Here is a 5,288-nt window from a genome sequence, read left to right on the forward strand (position 1 = left end):
CCCGCCCGGCGGGCCCGCCGCCCACCAGCACCGCGACGCAGGTCCCGGTGCCGCGCCGCGCCGCCGCCACCGAGCGGGCCTCGTCCCCGGACAGCGCCCCGAACACCGCGATGACCAGGCCCTCGCCGTCCCGCCCGCGCTGGGCGGCGCGCAGCGCGGCCAGCCCCGCCGTCAGGGAGCTGCCCTTGGACCTGCGCGCCACGGCCAGCGTGTCGAGCAGCAGCGCCTCGAACGCCCCCTCCGACGGCGCGGCCGCAAGCGCCTCGCCGGCGTCGGTGACATAGCGCAGGCTCATCCCCGTCCGGACGAGGTGCACGCCGATCGACGCGGCCGCCGCCACCGCCTGCTCGAACGAACCGCTCGGGCCCTCACCCCGGTGCGAGGCCCAGCGCGTGTCGAGGAACAGCGTCCCGCTGCTCTGGAAGTGCTGCTCCTCCCGGCGCACCATCAGCTCTCCGTGCCGGGCGGTGGACCGCCAGTGCACGCGGCGCAGGTCGTCGCCGTGCCGGTACTCGCGGGGCGCCACGTCGTCCTCGCCCGCCGCCGACACCGCGCGGGCGACGCTGTCGCCGCCGCCCGACCACCCGCCCGCCGGCCGGCTGTGCGGCAGCGGGACGATCGCGGGCGTCACCGTGAGCGTGTCGGACAGGCTGAACGAGCGCACCAGCTCCACCATCCCGAACGGGTCGGCGAGCCGGACGGTCAGCGGCCCCACGCGGTACCGCCCGCGCGCGTCCGAGCGGATCCGGTAGCCGAGCCCGCGGGAACCGTGCGGCTCGATCCGCTCCAGCACGAACCGGGCCCGCCCGCCGAGCGCGTGGGGGACCCGGTCCTCCACCATCAGCAGCCCGCTCGGCAGCCGGGACACGTTCTCCAGCCGCAGGTCGACGCGGGTCTCGTGGCCGACCGGCAGCCGCGCCGGCTCCAGCCGCCGCGCGCACGCCAGCCGGTACCGGGTCCGCGACACCGCGAGCATGCACAGCAGCGGCAGCACCAGCACGAGCACCCCGGCCCGCAGCAGGTCGCGCTCGCCGAGGACGATCGCGCACGCGATCGCGGTCACGCCGGCGGCCACGAAGGACCGCCCGCGCGTGGTGAGGCCGGCCAGCGCGCGTCCCACCGGTCACTTCCCGGGGGAGGGCACCGGCAGCCGCTTCACCAGGTCGGCCACGACCTGCTCGGGCCGCCGCCGCTCCACCTGCGCCTCCGCGGTCGGCAGCAGCCGGTGCGCGAGGACGGGACCGGCGAGGTCCTGGATGTCGTCGGGGACGACGTAGTCGCGGTCGTCGAGCGCCGCGTAAGCCCGCGCGGCCCGCACCAGGTGCAGGGTCGCCCGCGGGGACGCGCCGAGCCGCAGCTCGGGATGCTTGCGGGTGGCGGCGACCAGGTCGATCGCGTACTGCCGCACCGCCGGCGCGACGTGCTGCTGCCGCACCACCTCGATGAGGTCGCGGACGTCGGAGGCGTGCGCGACCGGGGTGAGCCGATCCAGCGGAGACGCCTGGCCGTGCGTGTCGAGCATCTCCAGCTCGGCCGCCGGATCGGGGTAGCCCATCGAGATGCGGGCGGTGAACCGGTCGCGCTGCGCCTCCGGCAGCGGGTAGGTGCCCTCCATCTCGATCGGGTTCTGCGTGGAGATCACCATGAACGGCGGCTCCAGCGCGTAGGTGGTGCCGTCCACCGTGACCTGGCGTTCCTCCATGCATTCCAGCAGCGCCGACTGTGTCTTCGGGGACGCCCGGTTGATCTCGTCGCCGACCACGATGTTGGCGAACACCGGGCCGGGCTTGAACTCGAACTCGCGCAGCTCCTGGTTGTAGGCGCTGACCCCGGTGATGTCGCTGGGCAGCAGGTCCGGGGTGAACTGGACGCGCCGCACCGAGCAGTCGACCGAGCGCGCGAGCGCCTTGGCGAGCATCGTCTTGCCGACCCCGGGCACATCCTCGATCAGCAGGTGCCCCTCCGCCAGCAGCACCGTGAGCGCGAGCCTGACCACCGAGGACTTGCCCTCGATCACCGACTCCACCGCGTCCCGGATCTTGTCCGCGACATGGGCGAGTTCGTCGAGCCCGCGGCCCGCCCCCTCGCCTCCCGAGGCGCCGCGACGGGCAGGGTGGGATGCCGGGGGGTCGGTCTCCATGAACGACTCACCGTGCGTACCTACTGCCACCAAACCCTCCTCAGCCGTTCCACCCGACAGTACGTCGTCGGAAGGCCCACTGTGATGTTCGCGGGGAACGCGAGCCCATTGTGCTCCACGGGAAGGACGTCGAACGCCGTCCCGCCGCGCCCCCACTTCACTCCACCAAGATCATCCAGTGTCCGCGGCCGGCTCCGGAAGGGCGTCCAGGACCGCCGCGCCGCGGCCCGGCGCGCGGAGCGGCACCCGCCGGGCCCCACTCCGCACCACCCCCTCTGACCTGCGCTTTCCGGCGCCGAATTCGCCCGTGGACGGTGTTTTTCTTGTTGACGGTGGGGAAGAGTGGAGTAGAGTGGGGCGCCGTGGGGAGCTGGAGCACCCCCATGCGGCGCGGGAGGTGGGCCGGTGTTCCTCGGCACCCATTCCCCGCGCCTCGACGACAAGGGACGGCTGTTCCTGCCGGCGAAGTACCGCGAGGAGCTGTCGGGGGGATTGGTGATCACGAAGGGCCAGGAGCGCTGCCTGTACGTCTTCCCCATGGCGGAGTTCCAGCGGATTACCGAGGCTCTGCGCGCCGCGCCGGTCACTGAGAAGGCGGTCCGCGGCTACAGCCGGGTCTTCTTCGCCAGCGCCTCCGACGAGGTGCCGGACAAGCAGGGCCGCGTCACGATTCCTCCGCCGTTGCGCAGGTACGCGGGCCTCACCCGCGACTGCGCGGTCATCGGGGCCAACACACGTCTGGAGATCTGGGACGCCCAGGCCTGGGAGACCTACCTGGAGCAGGAGGAGCAGACGTTCTCCGATGTCTCGGAGGAGGTGTTGCCAGGGATCCTCTGAGATGACGACTCGCCGGTCCGTTGACCGCCGTGGCCCACGTTCGGCCAGGTCTCCAGCCGCTCTCCAAGCCAGCTGGCGCAGCTTCCCCGGTGCCAGACGGCGACCCCCCGCGGATACCGCGGTGATCTTCCTCTAGGGCAGCGGATGGGGACCTGGCCGGGCGAGGCCCCCTGCGGGGGCAGGGGGGCGGTCCGGTCCGGCGATGCCACACAGTCCGCGAGCGAGGTGGCAGTACAGGGGGTGAAGCATGGATGTGGACGACCACGCGTCCGAGAGCCGGGAGCCGGGCCACGGCCACGTACCGGTCATGCTCGGCCGCGTCCTCGAACTTCTCGTCCCCGCCGTGGAGGCCGTCACCGGCCGCGACCCCGTCTACCTCGACGCCACGCTCGGCATGGGAGGCCACGCCGAGGCGATGCTGCGGGCCGTCCCGCGGCTGCGCCTGATCGGCCTCGACCGCGACACCGTCGCGCTGGAGCGCTCTGCGCTCCGGCTCGCCCCGTTCGGCGACCGGGTGAGGCTGGAGCACGCCGTCTACGACGAGATCCCCGCGGTGCTGCGCCGGCTCGGCGTGCCCGCGGTGGACGCCGTCCTGTTCGACCTCGGAGTGTCGTCCCCGCAGCTCGACGAGACCGGCCGCGGCTTCGCCTACTCCTACGACGCCCCCCTCGACATGCGGATGGACCGCACCCAGCGGCTCACCGCCGCCGAGGTGGTCAACGGCTACCCGCCCGCCGAGCTCGCCCGGATCCTGCGCGAGTACGGCGAGGAGCGGTTCGCACAGCGCATCGCGGCGGCCATCGTCCGCGAGCGCGAGCGCGCCCCGCTGGAGTCCACCCGCCGGCTCGCCGACCTCGTGCGCACCTCCATCCCGGCCGCGACCCGCCGCACCGGCGGCAACCCGGCCAAGCGCACCTTCCAGGCGCTGCGCATCGAGGTGAACGGCGAACTCGACGTCTGGCGCCGGGCGCTGCCCGCCGCCCTGGACGCGCTCCCGGTCGGCGGCCGGATCGCCGTTCTCAGCTACCACTCCCTGGAGGACCGCATCACCAAGCGGGTCCTCGCCGCCCAGGCGGCCGACACCACCCCGCCGGACCTGCCCGTCCCGCTGCCCGAGCACGAGCCGAGGTTCCGGCTCCTGACGCGCGGGGCCGAGCTGCCGTCCGACGCGGAGACCACGACCAACCCACGGGCCGGATCGGTGCGGATGCGCGCCGCGGAGCGGATCCGGGAGGCGACATGACGACGACGAGCAGGCGCCGGCCGGCCAAGGCGCCGAAGAAGCCGAAGAAGGGCACCGCCGCCGTGAAGACGACGGCCACGCCGCGGACCGCCGCGGCGGCGGCCGCGAAGCCCGCGCCCAAGCCCGCGCCCAAGGCCCCGTCCAAGAGCACGGCCGCCAAGCCGGCGGCGAGGAAGAGCGTGAAGCAGAGGACCGCGGGGGCGGCGGGCCGGTCCCGCCCGGCCGTGTCCCGCCGGGCCGCACCGCGCACGCCGTTCGTGCTGCTCGTCGTCGGGCTGCTCGGCGGCGCCCTGGTGAGCCTGCTCCTGCTCAACACCGTCCTCGCGAGGGACGCGTTCACGCTGACCAGGCTCCAGCAGAGCACCAAGCAGCTCGAACAGCAGCGCCAGGCCTACGAGGAGGAGAACGCGCGGGAGGGCTCCCCGGCGAACCTGGAGAAGAAGGCCAGGGCGCTCGGCCTGAAGAAGGCCGAGGACCCGGTCTTCTTCAACCCCGAGACCGGCCAGGCGAGCGGCGGCGCGATCCGTCCCGTCCCGCCCGCGGCAGCCGCTTCGGCCGGTGCCGCGGGCGTCGTCGGCGTCCCCGGCACCGTGGTGCCCGGCGACGACGTCCGGCCCGGGACCGGGGCGCCGTGACGGGGCGCGGCGCCCGGAAGCGGGAGACACGGTGACGAAACGGCCGGGAGACGGGAACACCGGCCCTTCGCCCGGCAGACGACGCGCCGGCGGGCGGGCCTCCCGGGGTTCGGCCGGGCGGGACGACAAGAGCGGCCCGGGCGCGGCGCGCGCGTCCGGGCATCAGACCGGCGGCACTCCGCGCTCCCCGGGCGGGAGGGCGGACGGCGCGGGACGGCCCGGCAAGAAGGGCGGCGCGCCCCGCCGCCCCGCGCGCACCGGGACGGGCACCACGCCCCGCAAGGAGACCCAGCGCAAGGGACAGGCCGGGCGCAAGGGGACAGAGCGCACGGCGGCGCAGCGCAAGCAGGCGCCCAAGGGCGCGTCCACGGGCAAGCCCGCCCGGAAGAAGCCGCCCGCCGGCGCCGGCAAGAAGCCGCGGGCCGGGAGCGGG

Annotated in this window: 5 protein-coding genes and 1 pseudogene; 4 read left to right on the top strand and 2 right to left on the bottom strand. The window is 74.7% G+C overall.

What is annotated here, in order from left to right:
* Together AF1_RS31685 and AF1_RS31690 are read right to left on the bottom strand one after the other, a co-directional pair.
* The coding region (locus tag AF1_RS31685) for a DUF58 domain-containing protein (protein ID WP_067807845.1) at positions 1-1,120 on the bottom strand (1,120 nt) is incomplete at its 3' end.
* Positions 1,121-1,123: 3 nt separating this feature from the next.
* Complete coding sequence (locus AF1_RS31690) at positions 1,124-2,140, bottom strand: AAA family ATPase (protein WP_084263518.1); 1,017 nt, start codon at positions 2,138-2,140, stop codon at positions 1,124-1,126.
* A gap of 405 nt (positions 2,141-2,545) precedes the next feature.
* Between AF1_RS31690 and mraZ the strand changes: the two genes are divergently transcribed.
* From mraZ to AF1_RS31710, 4 genes and pseudogenes are all read left to right on the top strand, one after another.
* Complete coding sequence (gene mraZ, locus AF1_RS31695) at positions 2,546-2,977, top strand: division/cell wall cluster transcriptional repressor MraZ (RefSeq protein WP_067807848.1); 432 nt, start codon at positions 2,546-2,548, stop codon at positions 2,975-2,977.
* A 247-nt stretch (positions 2,978-3,224) separates the two neighbouring features.
* Complete coding sequence (gene rsmH / locus AF1_RS31700; protein WP_067807851.1) at positions 3,225-4,220, top strand: 16S rRNA (cytosine(1402)-N(4))-methyltransferase RsmH; 996 nt, start codon at positions 3,225-3,227, stop codon at positions 4,218-4,220.
* The gene (locus AF1_RS31705; RefSeq protein WP_067807854.1) at positions 4,217-4,855 is read left to right on the top strand and encodes a hypothetical protein; all 639 of its coding nucleotides are present in this window, start codon (positions 4,217-4,219) and stop codon (positions 4,853-4,855) included. The genes rsmH and AF1_RS31705 overlap by 4 nt, the downstream gene beginning before the upstream one ends.
* A 31-nt stretch (positions 4,856-4,886) precedes the next feature.
* A pseudogene (locus tag AF1_RS31710) lies at positions 4,887-5,288 on the top strand (hypothetical protein); the annotation flags it as partial.

This window comes from Actinomadura formosensis NBRC 14204, from assembly GCF_001552155.1.
Lineage (GTDB): Bacteria > Actinomycetota > Actinomycetes > Streptosporangiales > Streptosporangiaceae > Spirillospora > Spirillospora formosensis.